The sequence below is a fragment of the Siculibacillus lacustris genome (genome assembly GCF_004328075.1).
Lineage (GTDB): Bacteria > Pseudomonadota > Alphaproteobacteria > Rhizobiales > Ancalomicrobiaceae > Siculibacillus > Siculibacillus lacustris.
Genome location: NZ_SJFN01000034.1, coordinates 16,560 through 38,914 on the forward strand (window position 1 = coordinate 16,560; position 22,355 = coordinate 38,914).

Here is a 22,355-nt window from a genome sequence, read left to right on the forward strand (position 1 = left end):
TCCTACGCATCAGAAACGGCTTGCGCGCCGCTCGGGGGAGATGCATTTCAGATTCCAGGCAGTGGCTGGATCCCGCGAGGATACGCGACTCCGACGAAACCCTGCCGGCAGGACATGGGAGACGTCACATGGCGAAATGGGTCTACACCTTCGGTGATGGCGCGGCAGAGGGTGCCGCCGACATGAAGGCCCTTCTCGGCGGCAAGGGTGCCAACCTCGCCGAAATGTCCAATCTCGGCATTCCCGTGCCCCCCGGCTTCACCATCACCACCGAGGTCTGCACCGCGTTCTACGCCGGCGGCCGCAGTTATCCCGCCGATCTCGCGCCGTCCGTCGACGCGGCGCTGGCCCGCATGGCCCGCATCACCGGCAAGACCTTCGGCGACGAGCGCGATCCGCTGCTCGTCTCGGTGCGTTCCGGCGCCCGCGCCTCGATGCCCGGCATGATGGACACCGTGCTCAATCTCGGCCTCAACGACGTCACCGTCGAGGCTCTCGCCCGGGTCGCCGGCGACGCCCGCTTCGCCTGGGACAGCTATCGCCGCTTCATCCAGATGTACGCCAACGTCGTGCTCGATCTCGAGCATCACGAGTTCGAGGAGATCCTCGAGGACTACAAGGAACATCACGGTTTCGTGCTCGACACCGATCTCGGCGCCGACGACTGGAAGGCGGTGGTCGCCGACTACAAGAAGCTGATCGAGCGCGAGCTGGACAAGCCCTTCCCGCAGGATCCGCGCGAGCAGCTGTGGGGCGCGATCGGCGCGGTGTTCGGTTCGTGGATGAACGCCCGGGCGATCACCTACCGCCGCCTCCACGACATCCCCGAGAGCTGGGGCACCGCCGTCAACGTCCAGGCCATGGTGTTCGGCAACATGGGCGAGACCTCGGCGACCGGCGTCGCCTTCTCGCGCAACCCCTCGACCGGCGAGAAGGCGCTCTACGGCGAGTTCCTGATCAACGCCCAGGGCGAGGACGTGGTCGCCGGCATCCGCACCCCGCAGAACATCACCGAGGCCGCCCGCCTGCTGGCCAGTTCCGACAAGCCCAGCCTCGAGACCGAAATGCCGGCGGCCTTCGCCGAATTCGTGGCGATCTGCGATCGTCTGGAGCGCCACTACCGCGACATGCAGGACGTCGAGTTCACCGTCGAGCGCGGCAAGTTGTGGATGCTCCAGTGCCGGATCGGCAAGCGCACCACCAAGGCCGCCCTCAAGATGGCCGTCGACATGGTCGCCGAAGGCCTGATCGAGCGCCATGAGGCGGTGCGCCGGATCGATCCGGCCGGCCTCGACCAGCTGCTCCATCCGACCATCGCCCCCGACGCCCAGCGCCGCATCTTCGCCTCCGGCCTGCCGGCCTCGCCCGGCGCCGCCTCCGGCGAGATCGTCTTCACCTCGGAAGAGGCCGAAGCGGTGGCCCAGTCGGGCCGCAAGGTGATCCTGGTGCGGGTCGAGACCAGCCCCGAGGACATCCACGGCATGCACGCAGCCCAAGGCATCCTCACCACCCGCGGCGGCATGACCAGCCACGCTGCGGTGGTCGCCCGCGGCATGGGCAAACCCTGCGTCTCCGGCGCCGGGTCGATCCGCATCGACTACACCGCCGGCACCATGTCCGCCGAGGGCGTGGTGCTGCGCCGCGGCGACCGCATCACCATCGACGGCGGCGCCGGTCAGGTGCTGCTCGGCGACGTGCCGATGCAGCGTCCGGAACTGTCCGGCGACTTCGCCGCGCTGATGGAATGGGCCGACGCGATCCGCCGCATGAAGGTCCGCGCCAATGCCGAGACCCCGGCCGACGCTCGTGTCGCCCGCGGCTTCGGCGCCGAAGGCATCGGGTTGTGCCGCACCGAGCACATGTTCTTCGACGAGGGCCGCATCGTCGCGGTGCGCGAGATGATCCTCGCCGACACCGAGAATGAACGCCGCGAGGCGCTGGCCAAGCTCCTGCCGATGCAGCGCGCCGACTTCGTCGAGTTGTTCGAGATCATGCGCGGCTTGCCGGTGACCATCCGCCTGCTCGACCCGCCGCTGCACGAGTTCCTGCCCAAGACCGACTCGGAGATCGCCGACGTCTCGGCGGCGATGGGCGTGCCGGCGGCCCGCCTCCGGGACCGCGCCGAGGCCCTGCACGAGTTCAACCCGATGCTCGGCCATCGCGGCTGTCGCCTCGCGGTGTCGTTCCCCGAGATCTACGAGATGCAGTGCCGGGCGATCTTCGAGGCGGCGGTGGCGGTCGGCCGCAAGTCCGGCGAGACCATCGTGGCGGAGGTGATGGTGCCGCTGGTCGGGCTGAAGTCGGAGCTCGACTGGGTCAAGGCGCGCATCGACGCGGTCGCCGCGGCGGTGGCCAAGGAGACCGGGGTGGCGGTGCCCTACCACGTCGGCACGATGATCGAACTGCCGCGCGCGGCGATCGTCGCCGCCTCGATCGCCGAGAGCGCCGAGTTCTTCTCGTTCGGCACCAACGACCTGACCCAGACGACCTTCGGCCTGTCGCGCGACGACGCCTCGAAGTTCCTCGGCGCCTATCTGAAGGGCGGGCTGGTCGAGCACGACCCCTTCACCACCCTCGACACCGAGGGGGTGGGGGCACTGATGGACATCGCGGTGGAGCGCGGCCGCAAGGGCCGGGCCGACCTCAAGATCGGCATCTGCGGCGAACACGGCGGCGACCCCGCGTCGATCCGCTTCTGCGAGACGATCGGGCTCGACTACGTGTCGTGCTCGCCGTTCCGCGTGCCGATCGCCCGGTTGGCCGCGGCGCAGGCCGCGCTGATCGGGAAGAAGTGAAGCGTCGGCCGCGGGCCGAGGATGGGGAAGGGGCGCCCACGGGCGCCCCGGTGGATCGAAAGTGTGCGGATCGACCGCATCTCACCTCGAGGACGCAGCTCTCCCATCGATCCTGATTTTCGCCGCCACAGGCCGAACCGACGGATGCGCGCAGCACAGTTAACCATTTTCTATTCTTCGACTGCCATCTTTCCCACGTCATCGCAGCCACCGCGCTGCCGGCGTTGGGGAAAAAAGCATGATCCGACTTTCCGTGAGCAGTATTCTTCGGGGGATCATTCTCCTCTTCGCCTTGGTCATCGTGGCCATTTGTGCGCAACAGGCATGGTCCTCCTGGCAGCGCGTCCGTGTCGCGGATCGGATCGTCGACGCGTCGGTGGCCATGCAGGACATTTTCGTGGCGATGGCCGGGCTGCGCACCGACCGCTCGAATTCGAACCGTGACCTTCAGGCCGAGGGCGGGGCGAAAGGCGAGAACAAGGCGATGATGGAGGCGCGTCGCGCCGCGATGGAGGCCCTGCCGAAGGCTCTGGTGACACTCGAGCGCATCTCCACCCCCGAAGTCGCGCAAAGCCGCGGCGCGCTCGCCGAGCAGTATCGCAAGATGGTGGCGCTGCAGGCCGAGTCGCTCGAACAGATGCGGTTGCCGCTGGCGGAACGACGCAAAGGGGTCGCTCAGGAATACGTGAAGGAGAGCTCGAGCCTCATCAACATGCTCGACGCGATGGGGGGAGCGATCACCCGAAGCGTCAAGCTCCAGGACGGCATCGTCGACAAGCTGTTCGATGCCAAGGCCATGGCCTGGACGGTGCGCTCCACGGGTGGCGACGCCTCGCTCGTCGTCGCCAATGCGATCGGCGGCCTGCCCGTCGCTCCGGACGCGCCGCTCGTTCTGGCCGGGCACCTGGCGAAGATGGGCACCGCTTGGCAGGCGATGAAGGCGGTTCTCGACGGCATCGATCTTCCGGCGGTGATCGGCGCGAAGATCGAGGAGGCGGAGCGGCTGAACTTCACGCCGGACGTGATGGCTCGCTACCCGTCGGTGCTGAAGAACGTGCTGGCCGGTGGCAAACCGGACGTCTCCGTGGCGGAGTGGAACGTCGACATCCTGCCACGCCAGGGCGCGGTGTTGGGCACGGCCGAAACGATTCTCACGGTCGCCAATTCCTATGCCCTTTCGGAGCGTGAGGCGGCCCAGACACGGTTCATGGTTCAGATCGGGGCGCTTCTCGCCGCGATCTCGGCGACGGCGGCGAGCCTGTGGTTCGTCGGACGGCGCGTGGTCGGGCCGCTCATCGTCATCCGCGACCGGATGGTCCGCCTCGCGGAAGGCGATCTCGCCACCGAGGCCCCCTTCACCGACCGCCGAGACGAGATCGGTGCCCTCGGGGCGACCATGAAGGTGTTCCGCGACTCGATGGTCGAGACCGAGCACCTGCGGCTCGAACGGGCGAACGAGGAACGGCGCCTGAGCGAGCGCCGGCGCAGCGAAATGAATGCCCTGGCGGACCGTTTCGATACCGCGGTCGGCGGCATCGTCGAGACGGTGGCGACTGCGTCGAAGGACCTGCAGACCGCCGCGCAGACCCTGACCACGGCGGCCGAACAGACCTCGGCCCAGTCCGCGTCCGTGGCGGCCGCGTCCGAAGAAGCGTCGGCAAACGTCGCGTCGGTGGCTTCGGCCACCGAAGAACTGGCGTATTCGGTGAAGGACATCGCTCAGCAGGTCGATCGCTCGGCGGACATCGCCCGCAAGGCCGTGGTCGAAGCGTCGCAGACCAACGAACGCGTCAAGGGGCTGGCCGTCGCCGCGGATCGGATCGGATCGATCGTCGGCCTGATCAACACCATCGCCGGGCAGACCAATCTGCTCGCCTTGAACGCGACGATCGAGGCGGCGCGGGCCGGCGAGGCCGGCCGCGGGTTTGCGGTGGTGGCCGCCGAAGTCAAACAGCTCGCCGACCAGACCGCCCGCGCCACGGCGGACATCTCCTCGCAGATCGGCGAGATCCAGCAGGCGACCGATCTCGCCGCCGGGGCGATCGCCGAAATCGGCCGGACGATCGAAACCATGAACGACATCACCGCGACGATCTCGGCGGCCGTCGACGGCCAGGGGGCGGCGACCGGCGAGATCAGTCGCAACGTCCAGGAGGCCTCGCGCGGGACCACCGAGGTGTCGAGCAACATCGCCGGCGTGACGTTGGCCGCGTCCGACTCGAGTTCGGCGGCGCTGCAGGTCCTGGATTCGGCGTCGAAGCTGAACCGCCAATCGGATGAATTGCGCGTCGAGGTCGGCCGGTTCCTGGCGACGATTCGCGTCGCCTGACGCTCAGCGGATCGGAAGACGCCGGGACCGAGAGGATGGGGATGCCGGACACGGCGCGCGACCCGGCGCCCGGATCCCGGGCGGATCCGCCTTCCACCCCCGGGTCGCCATCCCGACACCGGATCGCCCGGCCGGCGGCGGTGCCGATGACGAAGACGTGAGCGGGCTGCCGCATGAGAGGATGGGGGAAGGGCGCCGAAGGGCGCCCTTTTCGATGACCGGAGCCGAGGTTCCCGTCCGCTCGGGAGCGGGCGTGGGGTTTCGACCGAAGGACGCCACCCCGCCGAACGCCGGCGCTCGGCGGCTACCGCATCGCACCCAAAAACGGCGCTCGTCGGCCAGTCTTTCGCACATGCACACAGATCGGTCGGGCGATCGCGCAGCCGAGCCGGCCCGCGGCGGCGCGCGCCGACGTCGGATTTCGACGCGTACGCGGCCCGGCCGGCGACGACCGATCGCGCAAGAAACGACGCTTATGATAATCACTTGCAATTAGCGCCTTCGAAGCGTAGCGTATCGGAACGCTCGCCGATCCGTCCAACAGCCAATCCATGTTCGGTCGGTCCCGCATTACCGAGCGACGGGTGAGCACTCTATGCGCTTCGCGTCGATCGACGCAGACCAGGAGGTACAACCATGGAATATCGTATCGAAAGAATCGAATTGAGCGGCGCCGGTGATCGCGACGGTTACCTGACCACCCGCCTCAATGAGTTCGGCCAGGACGGTTGGCGGGTCTCGAGCATCGATCTGACGCCTCGTTCGTCCTTTGCGGCTCAGAGCATTCCGGTTCTGCTCGAGCGCCCGTTCGTGGCCGAAGTCAAGACGCGGAACGCGGCCTGACATCGCATCCGGACCGCGGCCGAGGTGATCGGCCGCGGTCCGACGCCCGGCCACGGCCGAGCCGACGTTCCGCTGCAATGCGGTAGGTCATAGGGTGGATCGAGCGCAACGAGCTGCACCGATCGCACCATCCGGGCGACCCGGCGCAACGGCATGCGCGCCCTGCAGGCCCTAGGACTTCGGCAGGAGGGATCGGATCCGTTCGGCGTCGTCCGGCGTCGCCGGATTGTAGACGACCATGCTGAGGTCGGTCCGTCCGTCGACCGCGAAGGCCGAATATTCGAACGCCAGCGGTCCGAGAATCGGATGGCGGATCTGCTTGACCGCCTCGCCGTGATGGCCGCGCACGTTGTTCTCCGCCCACATCGCCGCGAATTCCGGGCTGAGCCGGCAGAGTTCGGCCACGAACGGCTCGACCTCGGCAGCCGCGCCGGCACGAGCCGCATCCACCCGAAATGCCCCCAAGGCGAACCGCGCCACAGCTTCCCAATCGTATTGTGCGGCCCGCGCGCGCGGGTCGAGGAAGATGTGGCGCAGGATGTTGCGCTGCTCCGGCGGCAGCGAGCCATAGTCCAGCAACATCACCGTCGACGCCCGATTCCAGGCCAGGACGTCCCAGATCGCCGTCCGGATCAGCGCCGGGCTCGGATCCAGGGCATCGAGCACCCGCTGCAGCCGCGGCGTGACGCCGTCGCTCTTGCGATAGCGCACCTCGGGCGGACGGCCGAGACCGAGCAGGAACAGGTGCTCGCGCTCGATGTCGGTGAGCATCAGGGCGCGGGCGATCCGATCGAGGACGTCGGCCGAAGGCGCGCCGCCGCGCCCCTGTTCGAGCCAGGTGTACCAGGTCGGGCTGATGGCGGCCCGCTGGGCCACCTCCTCGCGGCGCAGGCCCGGGGTGCGCCGACGCTCGGCGGGAAAGCCGAGGGCCGCCGGATCGAGCTTCAGGCGCCGATCCCGCAGATAGCTCCCCAGCAGATTTTCGCTCGCGACCGGGACGCCCATCCTGTTGATTCCTATAATAGGATAAGATCACTACTTTACCAGAATAGCAGAGCGGTCCAGATGTGTCTCCGACGAAACCAGGAGACCAGCCTCATGCGTATCTTCGTGACCGGCGCGACGGGAAACATCGGGTCGAGAGTGGTCGAGGATCTGATCGCCGCCGGCCATCGGGTGATCGGCCTCTGCCGCTCGGACGCCAAGGCCGCGGCCCTCGCCGCGACCGGCGCCGAGGTCTATCGCGGCTCGATCGCCGATCCGGACAGTCTGAAGGAGGGGGCTGCGCGCGCCGACGGCGTCATCCATCTCGCCTTCAACCACGACTTCTCGCGCTTCGTTCAGAACTGCGAGGACGATCGTCGGGTGATCGCGGCGCTCGGTTCGGTACTCGCCGGCTCCGACCGGCCGCTGATCGTGACCTCGGGCACGCCGATCGCCAACACCGTGCCCGGCGAGCCCGCCCGAGAAGACAACCCGATCGTCGGCTCGGACCACCATCCCCGCGCCGCTTCGGAAGAGGCCGCCGCTCACCTTGCCGCCGCCGGCGTCAATGTCTCCGTGGTCCGGTTGCCGCAGGTGCACGACCCCGTCTCGCAAGGGTTGATCACGCCGGCGATCGCGATGTTCCGCGCGAAGGGCGGCTGCGCCTATGTCGGCGACGGGCGCAATCGCTGGCCGGCGGCCCATGTCCTCGACGTCGCCCGCCTCTATCGTCTGGCGATCGAAAAGGCCGAGCCGAATGCCAAGTATCATGCGGTCGCCGAGGAGGGCGTGGCGATGCGCGACATCGTTGAGGCGATTGCTCGGCGCCTCGATCTGCCGGTCGAATCGGTCGCGCCGGACGCGGCCCCGGCCCATTTCGGCTGGCTCGCGATGTTCGCGGGCGCCGACATGCCGGCGTCGAGCGCGCAGACGCGCGCCGCCTTGGGATGGCAGCCGACCGGCCCCGGTCTGCTCACCGATCTCGCGCAGCTGCGGATCTCCGGCGACTGAGGCCGGCGCCCGGCGCGCGCCGACGAGACAGGGAACGGTAAAAACGGTGGCGGGGCGACGTCCCCGCCGCTCGACCGATGCGCCCCGCTCGGGCTCCCTCACACTCGATCGATCCGCCCGGAACAGCAGCCGCGCTCGGCGTTGTGGACGTGGAGGTAGACCGTCGCCTCGTTCTCGAACAGTCGGGCGATCAGCGGCTCGAGGTCGCGGCCGTCGACCACGTCGGCGTCGACGATCATCGCCTCTGCGTCGAAGGCCCGCACCGACAGGAGACGCGTGCGCATCACCTCGGGCACCTCGCCGATCCGGTCGTAGCGCGCCTCGGCGCCTTCGCGCACGTCGATCGCGGGACTCCCACGATAGGGCGACGCCGCCGGCTGGTAGAGGTGATTGAGCAGCAACAACGTCTCGCCGGGCGCCGCTTCGCGCATTTCGATGCGGTCGGGGTAGCCCGGGCGCTCCCGGGCGACCACGCGGCGAATGTCGCGCCGCGCCAGTTCGGCCTCCGGCAGGTTCCACAACCGGCGGAACGGTTCGGGTGAAAGTCCGGTGATGCGGGAGGTCATGGGCGGTGCTCCCGCGTGGACATGTCGGGAGCATCGCCGGCTCGGCACCCGCCGGCCACCCGATTTCGGACGACGGTCGCAGCGGCGGGGAGGGCACGATCGGAGAGGCGGGAGCTCCGCCTCTGCCTCAAGGTCGCGCCGTCGAGGTCGCGATGCCCAGCGCCAGTGCGCTCGCCGACGAGACCCGCCAGAGCTTTTCCGGCGGTGCCCGGGTCGCCAGCGGCGCGGCCTGCGGCATGCCGAATTCGTGGTAGGCGGCGATCATCTGAGCGGTCGCGGCGCCGGAATAGCGGTTGCCGTCGGGCGAAAGCGAGGTGTGGCCCTCGTGGTAGCCGAGCCCGTGCCCACCCTTGGGCGCCACCGCGTCGACGATTCCCTCGGCCCCGACGTAGTGGCGACGCACCCCGCCGGCGAACAGCACCGTGCAGGCGCTGGCGCAGTTCGATCGGTTCGCGTCGACCAGGGTGACGAGCCCGTCGGCGCGGATCCGCCGGGCGATCTCCACCGCGGGGGTGATCTTGCCGCCGGGACTGTCGAGATCGACCACCCGCAGCTGCCCCCGCGCCGCCTCGATGGCGGCGATGACGGCGAGGTCGTCGCCCGAGTGGATCAACCCACGCAGGACCAGCGTCGAGCCGTGTACCGTGGGCTCGAGGGCGAGCGCCGGCGCCGCGAACCCGGCGATCGCCGCGAGGGCGAGCAGCGGTGCGAAAGATCTGAAGAGTTGCGACATCGGCGGTTCCTCCGAGAGACGATGGGTAGCTCACCCGTCCCGACGGATGCGGCCGCCGGGCCCCGAAGGCCGCCCGATCGCCACGGTGGAAGCGGCGGGCGGCGGCGCCGCGGGTGCCTGCGGTCCGGCGTGGATCCGGTCGCGGATGGCGATCAGGTCGATGATGAAGGCCTCGAGGTCGATCAGGCCGACCTTGTAGCAACCGGAACAGCGGTTTTCCGAGACATGGACCCTGAGGAACAGGCGATCGTCCTGCCGGGTCGGGATGAAGCGGATCGCATGGAAGCTCTCGACGATCTCGGCGCGGGCGATCTCTTCGTTGCCGAAGTCGATGCCGACGGCCCCGAGCGCGCGCGAGGCGACGCGACGAAGACCGGAGAAGGCGGAAGACAGGCTCATCGCGACCTCGGGGGCGGCGTCCGTCGGAGATTCGGTCGAACGTCGCGGGCTCTGCCGCTGCGTCCGCACCGAGCCCGGGGCGGCGGCGGACGGCGTCGGCGCGTTCCCGGGGTGCGGCGAAGATACACCGCCGAGTTGTGATCGGACAGCGTCGCGACGGTCGCGCGCCGTCGATCCGCCCGTCTTCGACCATGGGCGCCTTTACGCCCGCGCCCGCAGCCGGCATGAAGGAACATGACCCGCCCGATCCCCTCCCTCGCCGCCATCCGCGCCGGCGGCAAGCCCGCCGTGGCCCGCGCCCTGGCGCTGATCGAGACCGCCGACGGCAGCGCCGCGCTCGCCGCGCTCCTCGACGCCTGCGCCGCGGAGGCGATCGGCGACGTCCTCGGCCTGACCGGCCCGCCGGGGGTGGGCAAATCGACGCTGACCGATGCGCTGATCCGCGCCGCCCGCGCCGAGGGCCGCAGCGTCGGCGTGGTCGCGGTCGATCCCTCGTCGCGGCTGTCCGGCGGCGCCCTGCTCGGCGACCGCACCCGGCTCGCCACCGATCCCGAGGACGACCGCATCTTCGTGCGCTCGATGGCGGCGCGCGACCGCCTCGGTGGCCTGTCCGATCATGCCGTCGCGGCGATCGTGCTGATGCGCGCCGTCTACGACCGGGTGATCGTCGAATCGGTCGGCATCGGCCAGTCGGAGGGCGACATCGCCCATGTCGCCGATTGCGTCGTGCTGTGCATCCAGCCGGGCTCCGGCGACAGCCTGCAGTTCATGAAGGCCGGGGTGATGGAACTGCCCGACGTGGTCTGCGTCACCAAGGCCGACATGGGCGAGGCCGCCCGCCGCGCCGTGGCCGACGTCGCCGGCGCCCTGACGCTCGCCGCGCCCGGCGCCCCGAAGGTAGCGGTGGTGGCGGTCTCCGCCGCCGCCCGCACCGGCCTCGCCGATCTCGCCGCGGCGATCGAGGCCCATCGCGCAAGTCTCGATCGCGACGGCCGCCGGCAGGCGCGCCGCGCCGCCCAGGCCCGCCATTGGGTCGAAGACGCCCTGCGCGTGCGCTTCGGCCGGCGCGGTCTTTCCTCCGTGACGCTTCCGCCCGGCGTCGCCGCCGAGCCCTTCGCGGCGATCGTCCGCCTCTCGGCCGACCTCGACCGCCGCCTCGCGAGCCCGACCTGACGACGCGTCGCCGACTTCGCGTTTCCCCGCATGACGCGGTCGCGCCTTTAACCCTTTCTCGAGGTTACTCGGCGATGATCGGGGCGATCGGGAAAGAGGGCTCGACCGTGGCCGATCGGCCACAGCGACCCTCGAGCCCCGCTGCTGGGCAGTCTGGTACCGCGTATGCCGAACAAGCGTCGCTCCCGTGCGACCCGTCGGGTCGATCTCGTCCCGCGCCTGCGGGCCTTGCCGCTCATCGCCCTGGGACTGCTCGCGGTGGCCGTCGCCGGTCGCTCGCCGTCGCCCGAGGCGCCGCTGCGCTGGACCGTCCGTGACGCCGGCGCCTGGATGGCCGACTTCGACGGCCTGCGCCACGAGCGCACCGCGCTGGCGATCGCCGCGCGCGTCAACCTCGCCGCTGCCGAGCCGCGCCCGTCGACCGCCGCGATGGTGATGGCCGAGGCCGATCTGGTGCCGCGCGACGTGCGCAAGGTGGTGCCGATCGACGCCGTCGAGCCCGAATATACCGGCGCCGTGCCGCCCGGCGCCCGCGCCGCGCCCAAGCCCACGCCCGAAGTGCCGCCGCAGATCAACCGTACCGGCAAGGGGGATCGCCTGATCGCGCCGCAGCCGCTCGGCCGTTCCACCGATCGCGATCTGTTCGTCAAGCCGTCGCTGGCCGCCGTGCCGCCGTCGCTCGACGGCTGGCCGCCGCTGGTCACCGTCGCTTCGCTCGCCGCCCCGCTGAACGAACGCACCCTGCCGCGCCGCGCCCTCGCCGCGCCCGACGCAAAGGCCGCCGACGATCGGGTGATCGTCGCCATGGTCCGCACCGGTCCCGGCCGCGTCGTCACCCAGTCGGCGATCGCCGCCCTCGGCAACCGTCCCGGCACCAAGGGCCGACCGATCCTGCCGCCGATGCCCGACGCCCAGATGGCCGCCGCCAATCCGCGCACCGAGATCATGGCCCAGCCCAAGGTCCCGGAGATCGGCTACGCCCGCCGCGCCGCGGCCGAAGTGCTCGCCCGCTTCCGCGCCGTGCTCGGCGACGAGGACGACGCGACCACGCCGCCCGCGACCGCGCCGAACTGATCGACGTCGACACCAATTCGCCGCGTCTCGGCGCCCGGCCCCGCCTCGGCGCGGCCGGGCTCGCGCGTTCAGCCGACGGCGATGTCCAGGCCGATGTCGAGCACCGGCGCCGAATGGGTGATCCAGCCGGTCGAGATCAGATCGACGCCGCTCTCGGCGATCGCCGCGACGGTGTCCGGGCCGACCCCGCCCGAGGCCTCGGTGGTCGCCCGCCCGGCGACGATCGCCACCGCCTCGCGCAAGGTCGCGGGCGACATGTTGTCGAGCAGCACCGCGTCGGGACGCTCGCCCATCGCCTCGACCAGCTGCGCCAGCGTGTCGACCTCGACCTCGATGCGCACCAGATGCCCGGCGAAGGCCCGGGCGCGGCGGATCGATTCGGCCACCGATCCGCACACCGCGATGTGGTTGTCCTTGATCAGGATGGCGTCGTCGAGCCCGAAGCGGTGGTTGGCGCCGCCGCCGCAGCGCACCGCGTATTTCTCGAAGGCGCGCAGGCCCGGCGTCGTCTTGCGGGTGCAGACGATCCGGGTCGGCGTGTGGGCGACGAGGTCGGCGAAGATCCGGGTCGCCGAGGCGATGCCCGACAGCCGGCCGAGGAAGTTGAGCGCCACCCGTTCCGCCGACAGTACGGCCCGTGCCGAGCCCTCGACCCGGGCGATCTCGTCGCCGGGGGCGACCCGATCGCCGTCTTCGACCAGCATCGAGAAACGCACCGCCGGATCCATCAGCGCCATCGCCCGCCGCGCGAACTCGAGGCCGGCGATCACCCCGGTCTTGCGCGTCGCGAAGGTGGCGATCGCCCGGGCCGAGGCCGGAATCGTCGCCTGGGTGGTGATGTCGCCGGCCCGGCCGAGATCTTCGAGCAGCGCCGCCTCGACCGCCCGGTCGATCAGCAGCCGCGGCAGTTCGGGCAGCGGCACCGTCGGCACCGTATGGGGAGAGTGAGTGGTCATGCCGTCGCCTCCTGGGGCCGGGGAGCGACCTCGACCGCGATGCGGCGGAGGTCGTCGAGTTTGAGATAGGTCCGCCGCGCCTGAGCCGGATCGGCTTCCGGGTGGTCGGCGCGATAGTGGCCGCCGCGGCTCTCGCGGCGGGCCAGCGCCGCGGCGGTGACCAGACGCGCGGTGGTCAGGCTGTTGAGGGTGGCGACGTCGCCGCGTCGCGCCGCCATCTCGTCGAACAGGGCGAGCGCCGCGCTGAGGCCGGCGGCATCGCGCACCACGCCGACCTTCTCGGTCATCGTCCGGCGGATCAGATCGAGGGTCCGGGTGTCGGCGGCGAGCGGCAGTTCCGGCTCGCTGTCGCGGCTGCGCACCGACCAGTGGCCGACCTTGGGGCTCGGCAGCAGGCCCTGGATGTCCTGGGCGATCCGCGAGGCGAACACCACCGCCTCGAGCAGCGAGTTCGAGGCCAGCCGATTGGCGCCGTGGACGCCGGTCGAGGCGACCTCGCCGCAGGCCCACAATCCGTCGATCGAGGTGCGGCCGTTGGCGTCGGTGAGGATGCCGCCCATGTGGTAGTGCTGCGCCGGCGCGACCGGGATGGGCGTGATCCGCGGATCGATTCCCGCCGAGACGCAGGTCTCCCACACCGTCGGGAACTTGGTCGGAAAGGCCGCGCCGACCGCTTCGCGGGCGTCGAGGAAGGCCCCGCGGCCGGCCAGGATCTCCGCCTGGATGGCGCGGGCGACCACGTCGCGCGGCGCCAGTTCGGCGTCCGGGTGGTAGTCGGGCATGAAGCGGCGGCCGTCGTGGCCGATCAGCACCGCGCCTTCGCCGCGCAGCGCCTCGGTGGCGAGCGGCGCCGGATCGCGGCCGATGTCGATGGCGGTCGGATGGAACTGCACGAATTCCGGATCGGCGATGATCGCCCCGGCCCGCGCCGCCATGGCCAGACCCTGGCCGTTCGACTGGGGCGGATTGGTCGTCACCCGGTAGAGATGGCCGATGCCGCCGGAGGCCAGCACCACCGCGTGGGCCGGGAACTCCACGGTGGTCAGCGCCCGGCCCTCGTCGGCGCGGGCGACCACGCCGCGCACCGCCCGGCCGTCGCGGGTCAGGCTCTCACCGACGAAGCCTTCCATGATGCGGATCGACGGCGTCGCTCGTGCGCGCTCGACCAACGCCGACATGATCTCGCGGCCGGCGCTGTCGCCCTTGACGTGGACGATCCGCCGCTGCGAATGCGCCGCTTCGCGGCCGACCGCCAGACGGCCCTCCGCATCGCGATCGAAGGGCACGCCGAAGGCGATCAGGTCCTGGATCCGTTCGCCCGCCTCGCGGGTCATCATCCGGGCGATGCGCGCATCGACGATGCCCGCGCCGGCGGCGATGGTGTCGGCGAGGTGCTGGTCGGGATGGTCGCCGTCGGCCACCGCCGCCGCCATGCCGCCCTGCGCCCAATAGGACGAGCCGCCGCCGCCGAGCGGGGCGGCGGTCAACACCGTCACCGGCCGCGGCGCCAGCCGTAGCGCGCAGAAGATGCCGGCGAGGCCGCCGCCGATGATCACGACGTCGTCGATGCCGCCGAAGGAGCGCGGCGTGGAGAGTTCGTGCGAGATGTCGTCCGCCATGGCGGTCTCCGGATCCGAGGCGGGGGAGGGCCCGAAGGCGCCCGCCGGTCCAGGGGAGGGCGACGCCGCCGCCCTCCGGGTTCAGAAGAAGATCGGTCGCCGCCTCAGTTCTTGAGGTGGATCATCCGTTCCACGGACCGCCGCGCGGCCGCCGCCACCGCCGGGTCGACCACGACTTCCTGCGTGAGGTTGAGCAGGCTGTCGAGGATCTTGGGCAAGGTGATCCGCTTCATGTGCGGGCACAGATTGCACGGCCGGACGAAGGTGACGCCCGGCGCTTCGGTGGCGACGTTGTCGGCCATCGAACATTCGGTGACCAGCACCACCCGCGAGCCGACCGGCAGGGCACGGGTGAAGTCGATCATCTTGGCGGTCGAGCCGGTGAAGTCGGCCGCCGCGATCACGTCGGGCGGGCATTCCGGATGGGCGATGATCTGGATGCCCGGATCGGCGGCGCGATAGGCCTCGAGTTCGGCGCCGGTGAAGCGCTCGTGGACCTCGCAGGAGCCCTTCCAGGTGAGGATCTTGACCTTGGAATTGGCCGCCACCCAGCGCGCCAGATACTGGTCGGGCAGGCAGATCACCCGATCGACGCCGAAGCTCTCGACCACTTCGATGGCGTTCGACGAGGTGCAGCAGACGTCGACCTCGGCCTTCACCTCGGCCGAGGTGTTGACATAGGCGACGATCGGCACGCCGGGATAGCGCTTGCGGATCAGCCGCACGTCGGCGCCGGTGATCGAGGCGGCGAGCGAACAGCCGGCGGCCCCGTCGGGGATCAGCACGGTCTTGTCCGGGGCGAGCACCTTGGAGGTCTCGGCCATGAAGTGCACGCCGCCCTGGACGATGATCTTCGCGTCGGTCTTGGCCGCCTCGCGGGCGAGCTGCAGGCTGTCGCCGACGATGTCGGCGACGCAGTGGAAGATCTCCGGCGTCATGTAGTTGTGGGCCAGGATCACCGCGCCGCGGACCTTCTTGAGGTCGTTGATCGCCTTGACGTAGGGCGCGTGGAACGGCCACTCGATCGGCGAGATCACGTGGGCGACGCGCTCGTAGAGCGGCGCGGTCTCGGCCGCCACCTCCGCCGTATAGGCGAGCGAGGGCCTGGGCAGCACGCCGAAACGCTCCGCTGCGGTCGTCGGCGCGGTCGGCGCCTTGCGGCGCGGCGCCCGCGTCCGAGGGCGCGGGGCGGGCCCGGCCTCCGGCGCCACGATCACGTCGTTCTCGACCAGATCGGTCATGGAACTCTCCTCGACTACCTTATGCTCAACATGAGCATATAGCGGGCCCGAAAAAACACCGGATGAACCGGCGTTCGCCTCTCGCTCGGAGGACGGAATATAGGGGCGACCGACCCGCTTGAACAGCCCCCTGTCGTCGGATCGTCATGGAAACCGTGGACGCGATGCCGCAGCCATCGATCAGCGCCGTGAATGGATCGGCGCATTGCTTTTGACTTTTCGCGCTGCGGATTTCCTGCGTAGATCGACCGATCCACCACCTCTCCGTCGGCCGTTTCGCCGGAGATCCGCCGGGAGAGCCGCATGTCCCCCTCGACCGATCGCCCCGCCGCCGCGCCGCGGTCCGCCTTTCCCCTGTGGCTGATCGTCGCCTGCGGCTGTCTGATCGCCGCCCTGAACTTCGGTCCGCGCTCGTCGATGGGCTTCTATCTGACCCCGATCACGATGGAGCGAGGTTGGTCGCGCGAGACCTTCGCGCTGGCGATGGCCTGGCAGAATCTCCTGTGGGGGGTCGGTGCCACCTTCTTCGGCGGCTTCGCCGACCGTTGGGGCACCGCCAAGACCCTGACGCTGGGCGCCGGGCTCTATGCCGCCGGCATCCTGGCGATGGGCTGGGCGCCGACCCCGGCCGCCTTCCATGCCGCCGGCATGCTGGTCGGCTTCGGCGTCGCCGGCTGCTCCTTCGGCATCGTCATGGGCGCCTTCGGCCGGGTGGTCCGCCCCGAACAGCGCACCCTGGTGTTCGGCTTCGCCACCGCCGCCGGCTCCTTCGGCCAGTTCTTCTTCGCGCCGGTGACCCAAGGCCTGATCACCGACCTCGGCTGGCACGCCAGCCTCTACGTGCTCGCCGCGCTGATGGGTCTGATCCCGCTCCTCGCCATCCCGCTCCGGGGCGCCTCGGCGGTGCACACCGGCGTCGAGCGCGACCAGTCGGTGCTCGAGGCCTTCCGCGAGGCACTCGGGCATCGCAGCTTCCGCCTGCTGGTCGCCGGCTTCTTCGTCTGCGGCTTCCAGGTGGCCTTCATCACCACCCATTTCCCGGCCTATCTCAACGACCTCGGCCTCGATCCCAAGTGGGGCATCGTCGCGCTGATGCTGATCGGCGCCTTCAACATCGTCGGATCGCTCGGCGCCGGCATTCTCGGCATGCGCATGCCGAAGCGCTGGCTGCTCGCTCTGATCTATGCGGGTCGCTCGCTGGTGGTCACGGTGTTCCTGCTGGTCCCGGCGAGCCCGGTGACGGTGGTGATCTTCGCCGCCCTGATGGGCGTGCTGTGGCTGTCGACGGTGCCGCCGACCAACGCCCTAGTGGCGCTGATGTTCGGCACCCGCTGGTTCGCCATGCTCGGCGGCATGGTGTTCTTCTCCCACCAGATCGGCTCGTTCCTCGGCGTGTGGCTCGGCGGCGTGATCTACGACCGCACCCACAGCTACGACCCGGTGTGGTGGATGGGCGTCGCCCTCGGCCTGTTCGCGGCCCTCGTCCACCTGCCGATCCGCGAGGCGCCGATCGACCGGGCCCCGCGCGGCCTGCCCCAGGCGGCCGAGTGAGGTCGGGCGAATCGGGCCGGGCGGGCGCTCACGCCCCGTCCGGCGGCGGCTCGGTCGGGAACAGGATGCGCTGATAGACCAGCGCGATGCCGATCAGCACCAGCCCGAGCCCGAGGAACGATCCTGCCCGCCAGATACCGCCGACGTCGGCGAGATCGAGCAGGAACACCTTGCAGGCGGTGGCGGTGACCACCACCCCCGACAGCAGCCGGACCGGCTTCGAGCCGACCTTGATGCCGACGGCCAGCGTCGCCACGCCGAAGGCCAGCCAGGTCGCCGAATAGGCCCACATCTCGGCGTCGCTCGCCCCGTGGGTCAGGATCTCGCCCTGGAAGATCCGCCGCACCACCAGCGTCGCCCAGGCGAAGCCGAGCCCATAGGCGAGCGCCGCGGTCGCCGCGACGATCGCCGGGGCCCGCCCGGCCCGCCGCGCCCCGCGCGCCGTCGCCGCCGCGACCAGCGCCGGCACGCCGTAGCCGAAGAACAGCGAGCCGAACAACGTCGCCCCGACCGGCCGACCGGTGACGATCGGATTGGTCGCGATCCCGAGGCCCAACACCGCGCCGATCGCCGCGAGCCAGCCGAGCACTGCCGCCGCCGGCGCCAACACCCGCCCGCCGATCACCGCCGCCGCCCGCCGCACCCCGGCCGACAGCACGAGAGCGGTGGCAACGTCGAGCCCGGTCTCGACCAGGGTCACGTCGGGGGCGAGCACCCGCCCGCCATGGGCGACGTGGCGGATCTCGGCGAGGACGAACAGCCCCGCGAAGATCACCGCCAGCCCCTCGATCACCGCCCGCCAGACGTCGCTCGGTTCGCTGCGGAAGCGCCAGGCGGCGAAGCCCATGCCGAGTGCCGGTACGCCGTAGCCGAGGAGCAGGGCGTTGAAGATCGGCGTCGTGCCGAGATCGGCGGTGATCGCCGGGTCCCAGGCCAGCCGCCCGAGCACCACCAGACCGACGATCGCCGTCGCCGCCTTCAGCGCCGGCACCGGGCGCAGCCCATGGACCCAGGCGATCGCCGGGATCATCAGCGCCAGCGCCACCGTCAGCGCCGCGTGGTCGAGGGCGATCGCCGCCGCCGTGCCGAGCCCGGCGATGGCGCCGACCGCGGCGGCTGCCACCGCCCGCGACGGCGCTTCCGCGCTCTCCTTGGCCACCAGCCGCACCGTCGCCGCGACCTGGACAAATGCCACGCCGATCGCCGCCGCCGCGAAGCCGAGATTGCCTTCGAAACCCGAGACCCGGCCCCACGCGACCACCACGGCCATCAACGGCGCGCTCCAGGCGGAAAGCGCGAACCAGCCGGCGGTGCGATCGGCCTGCGGCGTCGCCCGCAGTGCGCCGAGAAGGCCGATCGCCGTCAGAGCCGCGGCGATCGCCCCGTGGAAGCCGAGGAAACTCGCCACCACCTTCGGCCGCAGCGCCACCAGCCCGTCGGTGCCGATCGCCAAGGTGTCGTCGACCAGCGAGCGGAACACGTCGAGATCCTGGATCACCACCGCGATCACCGCGACGCTGCCGGCGATCACCACCGCCGGCGCCACCGCCGGCATCGTCCAGGCGAGGCCGACGAGACCGCCGAGCGTCGCGATCAACACCACCGACCCGAGGGTGCCGACGTCGCCGTCATAGGCGACGAGCACCAGCAGCGACGTGGCGGCGAGCGCCGCGAGGCCGAAACGGTCGAGCCGCCGATCGCCCTCCGGCGCCGCCAGCCGACCGTCCGACCACACCAGCAGTCCGGCGGTCGCCGCGAACACGCCGAGGGCGTAGATCGCCAGATCGATCTCGGGCAGCGTCGCCGGCGGGAACAGATCGACGAAACCGGCGCCCCAGCCGAGCGCCGGCACCAGCGCCGCGGTCGCCACCCCGCGCCAGCGCCGGACCCGCGCCACCGCGAAAGCCGCGACGGTCACGACGAGCAGGAAGCCGGCGAGCGCATCGGGGTTGGGCGTGGTCGATTCGACCAACATCGGCGTGACGTAGCCGGCGAGGATGCCGAGCACCCCGAACCACGGCCCGTGCAGCAGCGCCGCGACGATCGTCGCCACCGCCACCAGCCCGAGCATCACGAAACCGGTGCCGCTGCCGAGGAAGCCGTAGACGGCATGGCTCGCCCACACCGTGGCGAAGAGGCCGGCGGCCCCGGCCGCGGTCAGAATCGCCGGGATCGGCGCCGCCGGGACGCGCGCCAGGAACCCCGCCGCCCGTTCGCCGCGGCGCATCCACTCGCCCGCAGCGATCGCCGCCGCCGAGAACAATGCGCCGAAGACCACCCGCGCGGCCGGCCCGAAATACCCTTCCTCGATCGAATATTGCACCAGGAAGACCAGACCCAGCGCCAGGGCGAGCCCGCCGACCCAAACCGCCCAACGCGTGCCGATCCGCTCCTCGAGCGATTTCGCGGCGATCGGTGAGGGCGCGGCGATCGGCGCGTCGGCGAACTCGGGCGCCGCGTCGTGCTCGCCCGCGCGGGCAGCGATCGCCTCCGGGGTCGGGGTGGCGATGTCGTCGGTCGCGGCTTCGCGGGCGGCGATTGCCGCGGGGTCGGGGATCGGCGGCGTCTCGGGGATCTTGCCGGGCGCCGTCGCCGCCGCGTCGACCGCCGCCCCGGCCGTCTCGGGCCGCGCTTCGGCCAGCGCCTCGATCGGCACTTTGGCGAGGAAATGCTTCAGCATCGCCACGTCGGCTTCGAGCCGGGCGATGCGGCCGCGCGCCCCGAGAACCATCACCAGCGCAACGATCGCCGCGATCGGCACGCCGATCACCAGGAGCACCGCCAACACGATCCACTCGTCCATCGTCGCCCCCGCCGTCGCCTGGAATGAACAATGTTCATTTTATCGTGGATCGAGCAACGGTGCAAGCGCGGCGCTTGGCGATCGCGGGGAGGTCGGACGGCTTCAGCCGACCACGTAGGTCCAGGTCAGCATGCCGTTCAGCGCGATGATCACCGCGGCGATCACCACGGCGATCGCCGTCAGCCAGCGCGGCGCGGTGAGCGTGCCGAGGCGGCGCCGGTCGGCGGTGAACCAGACCAGCGGCAGCACCGCGAAGGGCAATTGCAGGCTGAGGATCACCTGCGACAGGATCAACAGACTGGCGGTGCCGTGCTCGCCGGCGATGATCGTCACCGCCGCCGCCGGCACGATCGCCAGCGCCCGGGTCACCAGCCGCCGGATCCACGGCTGGAAGCGCAACTGGACGAAGCCCTCCATCACCGTCTGCCCGGCGAGCGTCGCGGTGACGGTGGAATTGAGGCCGCAGGCGATCAGGGCGATGGCGAACAGCGACGGCGCCACCGAGGCCCCGAGCAGCGGCATCAACAGGCCGTGCGCCTCGCCGAGCTCGGTGACGTCGAGCCGCCCCGAGGCATGGAAGGTCGCCGCCGCCAGGATCAGGATCGAGGCGTTGATGCCCAGCGCGAAGATCAGCGCCAGGGTCGAATCGATGGTCGCCAGATTGATCGCCTCGCGGCGCTGGTCGAGGCTCGGGCCATAGGCGCGGGTCTGGACGATCGCCGAATGGAGATAGAGGTTGTGCGGCATCACCGTCGCGCCGAGGATGCCGAGCGCCAGATAGAGCCGATCGGGATCGGTCAACACGGTCGCATCGGGGATGAAGCCGCGGGCCACCGCCCCCCAGTCGGGATCGGCCATCAGGATCTGCGCGCCGAACGACAGGGTGATCACCGCCAGCATGGCGATGATGAAGGCTTCGATCTTGCGGAAACCGAAGTGCTGCAGCGCCAGCACCATCACCACGTCGAGCGAAGTGATCAGCACGCCCCAGGCCAGCGGAATGCCGAACAGCAACTGCAGGCCGATCGCCGTGCCGATCACTTCCGCCAGATCGGTGGCGATGATCGCCACCTCGGCCATCAGCCACAGCGGGATGTTGACGCCGCGCGGCAGGAACTCGCGGCAGGCCCGCGCCAGATCGCGCCCCGAGGCGATGCCGAGACGGATCGCCAGGGCCTGCAGCACGATCGCCATCAGATTGGCGAGAAAGGCGACGAACAGCAGGCCGTAGCCGAACCTCGAGCCGGCGGCGAGCGAGGTCGCCCAGTTGCCGGGATCCATGTAGCCGACCGCCACCAGATAGCCGGGCCCGAGGAACGACACCAGGCGGCGCAGCTTCGAGCCACCGCCGCGGATCGCCACGGTGCCGCGCAAGCCGCCGAGATCGCCGTCGGCGCTCGGCGTGGCCACCGCCGCCGAGAGGGCGGCGGGCTGGCGGGATCCGGAACGGGGCAGGGGCTCGATCATGGGATTGTCCGTGGCCGGCGGGCGGGAGGTGCGATCGACCGGGTCGTCGGCTTCGGGAGGCGAGGGGGCGTGAGTCGCCGTCGGAAGATGCGGCCGGCCGCACCGCGTCCGCACGCGCTGATTTAACTGCAACTAATTCGCAAAAGCAAGAGACGGGTCGTCGCCGCACCGCCTCACCTCGACGCGAACGGCAGTCTGACCCTTCCCCCGGCCGCTGGCAACGTCCGAGGTGGCGCCTCGGTTCCCGTCGCTCGCCGCGGTCGCCAAAGCCCCGCTTGTCGCGGTCGCGCCGAGTCTGTACCTCCGAAGCGAAGACCCGGCGCGACCGATGCCGCAGCCCCCTGCGACGGAGCCGGCGCGCCCACTTCGGCCGAAAGGATCGCCATGTCCGACGTCACCATCTTCCACAATCCCGCCTGCGGCACCTCGCGCAACGTCCTCGGCCTGATCCGCAACGCCGGCATCGAACCGGAGATCGTGCTCTATCTGAAGACACCGCCGACCCGCGCCGAACTGGTCGCGCTGCTCGCCCGCATGGGCGTCGGCCCGCGCGCCGTGCTGCGCCGCAAGGGCACGCCCTACGACGCCCTCGGCCTCGACGATCCGACCCTCGACGACGACAGGCTGATCGACGCCATCCTCGCCGATCCGATCCTGCTGGAGCGGCCGATCGTCGTGACGCCGGTCGGTGCCCGCCTGTGCCGGCCGTCGGAGGCGGTGCTCGATCTGTTGCCCGCCCAGACCGGCGCCTTCGCCAAGGAAGACGGCGAGCAGGTCGTCGACGCCGCCGGCCGCCGGATTCTCTGACGCG

Annotated in this window: 17 protein-coding genes; 8 read left to right on the forward strand and 9 right to left on the reverse strand. The window is 70.7% G+C overall.

The features are described 5' to 3' along the window. Positions 1–128: 128 nt before the first annotated feature. From ppdK to EYW49_RS18370, 3 genes are all read left to right on the forward strand, one after another. Positions 129–2,795 carry a pyruvate, phosphate dikinase gene (gene ppdK, locus EYW49_RS18360; RefSeq protein ID WP_131311086.1) on the forward strand — a complete coding sequence of 889 codons (2,667 nt, stop codon included), beginning with the start codon at positions 129–131 and terminating at the stop codon, positions 2,793–2,795. Between the two features lie 382 nt (positions 2,796–3,177). Further along, a complete protein-coding gene (locus tag EYW49_RS18365; protein ID WP_165498328.1) occupies positions 3,178–5,124 on the forward strand; it encodes a methyl-accepting chemotaxis protein in 1,947 nt (648 codons plus the stop codon). Positions 5,125–5,760: 636 nt separating this feature from the next. Then, a complete protein-coding gene (locus EYW49_RS18370) occupies positions 5,761–5,967 on the forward strand; it encodes a DUF4177 domain-containing protein (protein WP_131311088.1) in 207 nt (68 codons plus the stop codon). Between the two features lie 171 nt (positions 5,968–6,138). Here EYW49_RS18370 and EYW49_RS18375 read toward each other — a convergent pair whose 3' ends face one another. Next, positions 6,139–6,972: a helix-turn-helix transcriptional regulator gene (locus tag EYW49_RS18375; RefSeq protein ID WP_131311089.1), complete on the reverse strand. Its 834-nt coding sequence runs from the start codon at positions 6,970–6,972 to the stop codon at positions 6,139–6,141. 93 nt (positions 6,973–7,065) lie between these two features. On the opposite strand from EYW49_RS18375, the gene EYW49_RS18380 reads away from it, so the two are divergent. Then, positions 7,066–7,962: an SDR family oxidoreductase gene (locus EYW49_RS18380; RefSeq protein ID WP_131311090.1), complete on the forward strand. Its 897-nt coding sequence runs from the start codon at positions 7,066–7,068 to the stop codon at positions 7,960–7,962. Positions 7,963–8,060: 98 nt separating this feature from the next. On the opposite strand, the gene EYW49_RS18385 is transcribed toward EYW49_RS18380, so the two are convergent. The 3 genes from EYW49_RS18385 to EYW49_RS18395 all read right to left on the reverse strand — a co-directional run bounded on the left by EYW49_RS18385 (position 8,061) and on the right by EYW49_RS18395 (position 9,660). Beyond that, positions 8,061–8,528, reverse strand: a complete 468-nt coding sequence (locus tag EYW49_RS18385; RefSeq protein WP_131311091.1) for a DUF1203 domain-containing protein — start codon at positions 8,526–8,528, stop codon at positions 8,061–8,063. 127 nt (positions 8,529–8,655) lie between these two features. Next, a complete protein-coding gene (locus EYW49_RS18390; protein WP_131311092.1) occupies positions 8,656–9,261 on the reverse strand; it encodes a hypothetical protein in 606 nt (201 codons plus the stop codon). Positions 9,262–9,291: 30 nt separating this feature from the next. Then, positions 9,292–9,660 (reverse strand): hypothetical protein, encoded by a 369-nt coding sequence (locus EYW49_RS18395; protein ID WP_131311093.1) that lies wholly within the window; start codon positions 9,658–9,660, stop codon positions 9,292–9,294. A 234-nt stretch (positions 9,661–9,894) separates the two neighbouring features. Here EYW49_RS18395 and EYW49_RS18400 point away from each other — a divergent pair, with 234 nt between their 5' ends. Both EYW49_RS18400 and EYW49_RS18405 read left to right on the forward strand, forming a co-directional pair. Next, entirely contained in the window at positions 9,895–10,833 is a 939-nt protein-coding gene (locus EYW49_RS18400) for an ArgK/MeaB family GTPase (RefSeq protein WP_131311094.1), read from the forward strand. A gap of 165 nt (positions 10,834–10,998) precedes the next feature. Continuing rightward, positions 10,999–11,907, forward strand: coding sequence for a hypothetical protein (locus tag EYW49_RS18405; protein ID WP_131311095.1), 909 nt, complete (start codon positions 10,999–11,001; stop codon positions 11,905–11,907). 68 nt (positions 11,908–11,975) lie between these two features. Here the strand turns inward: EYW49_RS18405 and nadC are convergent, their stop codons facing one another. The 3 genes from nadC to nadA form a co-directional block, all read right to left on the reverse strand. Further along, entirely contained in the window at positions 11,976–12,863 is an 888-nt protein-coding gene (gene nadC / locus EYW49_RS18410; protein WP_131311096.1) for a carboxylating nicotinate-nucleotide diphosphorylase, read from the reverse strand. Further along, a complete protein-coding gene (locus tag EYW49_RS18415) occupies positions 12,860–14,482 on the reverse strand; it encodes an L-aspartate oxidase (protein ID WP_131311097.1) in 1,623 nt (540 codons plus the stop codon). The genes nadC and EYW49_RS18415 overlap by 4 nt, the downstream gene beginning before the upstream one ends. A gap of 104 nt (positions 14,483–14,586) precedes the next feature. Further along, positions 14,587–15,723, reverse strand: a complete 1,137-nt coding sequence (gene nadA / locus EYW49_RS18420) for a quinolinate synthase NadA (protein WP_131311098.1) — start codon at positions 15,721–15,723, stop codon at positions 14,587–14,589. A gap of 303 nt (positions 15,724–16,026) precedes the next feature. Here nadA and EYW49_RS18425 point away from each other — a divergent pair, with 303 nt between their 5' ends. Beyond that, positions 16,027–17,274, forward strand: a complete 1,248-nt coding sequence (locus tag EYW49_RS18425) for an MFS transporter (protein WP_131311099.1) — start codon at positions 16,027–16,029, stop codon at positions 17,272–17,274. 28 nt (positions 17,275–17,302) lie between these two features. Here EYW49_RS18425 and EYW49_RS18430 read toward each other — a convergent pair whose 3' ends face one another. Both EYW49_RS18430 and EYW49_RS18435 read right to left on the reverse strand, forming a co-directional pair. After that, complete coding sequence (locus EYW49_RS18430; RefSeq protein ID WP_131311100.1) at positions 17,303–20,077, reverse strand: DUF2339 domain-containing protein; 2,775 nt, start codon at positions 20,075–20,077, stop codon at positions 17,303–17,305. A 102-nt stretch (positions 20,078–20,179) separates the two neighbouring features. Further along, entirely contained in the window at positions 20,180–21,544 is a 1,365-nt protein-coding gene (locus EYW49_RS18435) for an Nramp family divalent metal transporter (protein WP_131311101.1), read from the reverse strand. 384 nt (positions 21,545–21,928) lie between these two features. On the opposite strand from EYW49_RS18435, the gene arsC reads away from it, so the two are divergent. Continuing rightward, on the forward strand, positions 21,929–22,351 hold the full coding sequence (gene arsC / locus EYW49_RS18440) for an arsenate reductase (glutaredoxin) (RefSeq protein WP_131311102.1): 423 nt from the start codon (positions 21,929–21,931) through the stop codon (positions 22,349–22,351). Positions 22,352–22,355: the final 4 nt, after the last annotated feature.

Coding starts and splice junctions, on each gene's coding strand:
- ppdK (WP_131311086.1), top strand. CDS start 129: ATGGCGAAATGGGTCTACACCTTCGGTGATGGCGCGGCAGAGGGTGCC.
- EYW49_RS18365 (WP_165498328.1), top strand. CDS start 3,178: ATGCAGGACATTTTCGTGGCGATGGCCGGGCTGCGCACCGACCGCTCG.
- EYW49_RS18370 (WP_131311088.1), top strand. CDS start 5,761: ATGGAATATCGTATCGAAAGAATCGAATTGAGCGGCGCCGGTGATCGC.
- EYW49_RS18375 (WP_131311089.1), bottom strand. CDS start 6,972: ATGGGCGTCCCGGTCGCGAGCGAAAATCTGCTGGGGAGCTATCTGCGG.
- EYW49_RS18380 (WP_131311090.1), top strand. CDS start 7,066: ATGCGTATCTTCGTGACCGGCGCGACGGGAAACATCGGGTCGAGAGTG.
- EYW49_RS18385 (WP_131311091.1), bottom strand. CDS start 8,528: ATGACCTCCCGCATCACCGGACTTTCACCCGAACCGTTCCGCCGGTTG.
- EYW49_RS18390 (WP_131311092.1), bottom strand. CDS start 9,261: ATGTCGCAACTCTTCAGATCTTTCGCACCGCTGCTCGCCCTCGCGGCG.
- EYW49_RS18395 (WP_131311093.1), bottom strand. CDS start 9,660: ATGAGCCTGTCTTCCGCCTTCTCCGGTCTTCGTCGCGTCGCCTCGCGC.
- EYW49_RS18400 (WP_131311094.1), top strand. CDS start 9,895: ATGACCCGCCCGATCCCCTCCCTCGCCGCCATCCGCGCCGGCGGCAAG.
- EYW49_RS18405 (WP_131311095.1), top strand. CDS start 10,999: ATGCCGAACAAGCGTCGCTCCCGTGCGACCCGTCGGGTCGATCTCGTC.
- nadC (WP_131311096.1), bottom strand. CDS start 12,863: ATGACCACTCACTCTCCCCATACGGTGCCGACGGTGCCGCTGCCCGAA.
- EYW49_RS18415 (WP_131311097.1), bottom strand. CDS start 14,482: ATGGCGGACGACATCTCGCACGAACTCTCCACGCCGCGCTCCTTCGGC.
- nadA (WP_131311098.1), bottom strand. CDS start 15,723: ATGACCGATCTGGTCGAGAACGACGTGATCGTGGCGCCGGAGGCCGGG.
- EYW49_RS18425 (WP_131311099.1), top strand. CDS start 16,027: ATGTCCCCCTCGACCGATCGCCCCGCCGCCGCGCCGCGGTCCGCCTTT.
- EYW49_RS18430 (WP_131311100.1), bottom strand. CDS start 20,077: ATGGACGAGTGGATCGTGTTGGCGGTGCTCCTGGTGATCGGCGTGCCG.
- EYW49_RS18435 (WP_131311101.1), bottom strand. CDS start 21,544: ATGATCGAGCCCCTGCCCCGTTCCGGATCCCGCCAGCCCGCCGCCCTC.
- arsC (WP_131311102.1), top strand. CDS start 21,929: ATGTCCGACGTCACCATCTTCCACAATCCCGCCTGCGGCACCTCGCGC.